Genomic DNA, 1,813 nt, shown 5'->3' on the forward strand with positions numbered 1-1,813 from the left:
CTGTCCCGTGACCGTACCCGCAAGGTTTGGCGAAAGAAAATACCGCAGCCATCGGCGAGGATGATTTTCTTTCAGCCAACCCCATAGGGGCCTGACCTTGTTCGGGTACGTTGGACACGGGACTACCTTTGCAGGGAGGAAAATAAAATATACAGGTTGTGTGTCGTTGTATTTTCTTGCAGGTATGTCGGTGAGAAACCCATTGATTTGTTCGTCTTTGACAAAGGAATGGTGTACTTTTGCAAATCCTAATTTGAAAAATCATGGAAGATTATATAAAGAAAGCTGCGGATGCTTTCCTTGTGGAGCGTCCGTATGGTATGCGCGTGGATTACAGTAAGCGAGGATATGTGCTGTTCAACCGTAACCTCAATGTGTTGGGCAATGGGGAATATGCCCGCCTGGAGGAACTGCCTCTGGAGGAGTTTGATGTGGACGAGATTCCCCTGGAAGGTGAAATCATAAAGGAACATGCGGGTTTTACCGACGTATTTTTCTATTCGGACTGTACCAATCCCTATGCAGGGTATGTGCTGGATCTGAAGAAGCTCAAGGTCTATAACCAGTTTATCTATCCCTTGGCGATGATACTGAACAGGAAGCTGTAAATCCTGATATGTCCTGATAATAGCGGTAACAGTTGCATAGGATGGCTGTTACCGCTTTGGATTTTATTGGCTGATTTCATCTTCGGCAAGGAATGCAAGATAGTCTGTTACAGCCTTATGACATCCGGTAAAGTCGGGAGTACGGCGGCCTTTGTATTTTCTGAAACTGACGGTTCCGTTCCGGTCGATTGCTGTTACATGTCGGTTGAATGTCCCTTTGGTTCTGATATGGATGTCAAAGCCGTCCCTTCCTGTGATTTCAAGAAACATTTCTGCCGTTATTTTCTCACCGTTCAGGAATTTCCGTTTGTTTTCGTCGAGTTGTTGATGCCATCGGGATTCTTTCTCCTTTTTTTCCTGTTCTTCTTTTCTTTTCCGTTCCAGACGCTTTTCTTCCTGCCTTTTTGCATACGTCTCACGGGCCTGTACCAAGGGAGTGGAGTCAAGACCGAGGGCATTGAATACATGGACAGACAAGAGGGGGATGATTTTTCCATCCTCCGCATCCTTCAGGATGTTTTCAATCCAGTTCTTGCAATAGGCTGCCGCTTCTTCCCGGTGACCCTCCTTGTCAAGGATTCTGCGTGAATACTGTCCGCAGGAAAAATGGATATCACCTATTTTGCAGATTACATGGAAACTGTCTTCACTTTCGTTTCCGTATTCGTTTTTTCTTGCCAGCGAGATGAATACATTCTCCGCATACGGTTCAAGTTCCATGTATGGGGCAACGATAGTGTTGCCGTCAAACTTATATTTCAATACTTTTGTTTTCATACTACTATTCTGTTTTTCTGTCGGTACATATTTCATCTATTATCTCTTTCTCTTTTCTCTCACCTTTGAGAAAGGCAAGCAGCCGTCCGAAAAAGAACGGGGCATCGTCTGTCCCCAGCTGTGAACTTTCCCCGTTCCGGGTGGCGCATATTGCAAACTGTCCCAGTCCGAGACTCTCCTGTGGAGGTACGATATGGAATGACAGATCTTCCGTACCGTTGATATGAAGCCCGCCACGGTAGGTGTAGAAAGTCTTTGCGGCTCTACTGTCCGTATCAATGTCTACCCGGCTGTAGCCGCGGCGTTTCAGTTCTCTGATGATTTCCTTGTTTGTCATAATTGTATCTGTCTGATTGGATTTGAAATGTTCTGGTGTACTGTTCCCGTATTTGGGGATATGCCGTGTTCTGACACCCACTTCCGGTATG

The 1,813-nt window shown here is 45.8% G+C and carries 3 protein-coding genes; 1 reads left to right on the plus strand and 2 read right to left on the minus strand.

Annotated features, from left to right (window positions below):
• The first annotated feature begins 263 nt into the window (after positions 1-263).
• Positions 264-608 carry a hypothetical protein gene (locus ACZMIG_RS14705; protein WP_177864819.1) on the plus strand — a complete coding sequence of 115 codons (345 nt, stop codon included), beginning with the start codon at positions 264-266 and terminating at the stop codon, positions 606-608.
• Between the two features lie 63 nt (positions 609-671).
• Here the strand turns inward: ACZMIG_RS14705 and ACZMIG_RS14710 are convergent, their stop codons facing one another.
• Together ACZMIG_RS14710 and ACZMIG_RS14715 are read right to left on the minus strand one after the other, a co-directional pair.
• Positions 672-1,385 carry a hypothetical protein gene (locus tag ACZMIG_RS14710; RefSeq protein WP_487889761.1) on the minus strand — a complete coding sequence of 238 codons (714 nt, stop codon included), beginning with the start codon at positions 1,383-1,385 and terminating at the stop codon, positions 672-674.
• A 4-nt stretch (positions 1,386-1,389) separates the two neighbouring features.
• Positions 1,390-1,722, minus strand: a complete 333-nt coding sequence (locus tag ACZMIG_RS14715) for a hypothetical protein (protein WP_487889762.1) — start codon at positions 1,720-1,722, stop codon at positions 1,390-1,392.
• Positions 1,723-1,813 lie beyond the last annotated feature (91 nt).

The sequence above is a fragment of the Xylanibacter sp. genome (assembly GCF_057607445.1).

Bases quoted from the DNA above. Each gene is read 5' to 3' on its own strand.
- ACZMIG_RS14705 (WP_177864819.1), top strand. From the start codon at position 264: ATGGAAGATTATATAAAGAAAGCTGCGGATGCTTTCCTTGTGGAGCGT.
- ACZMIG_RS14710 (WP_487889761.1), bottom strand. From the start codon at position 1,385: ATGAAAACAAAAGTATTGAAATATAAGTTTGACGGCAACACTATCGTT.
- ACZMIG_RS14715 (WP_487889762.1), bottom strand. From the start codon at position 1,722: ATGACAAACAAGGAAATCATCAGAGAACTGAAACGCCGCGGCTACAGC.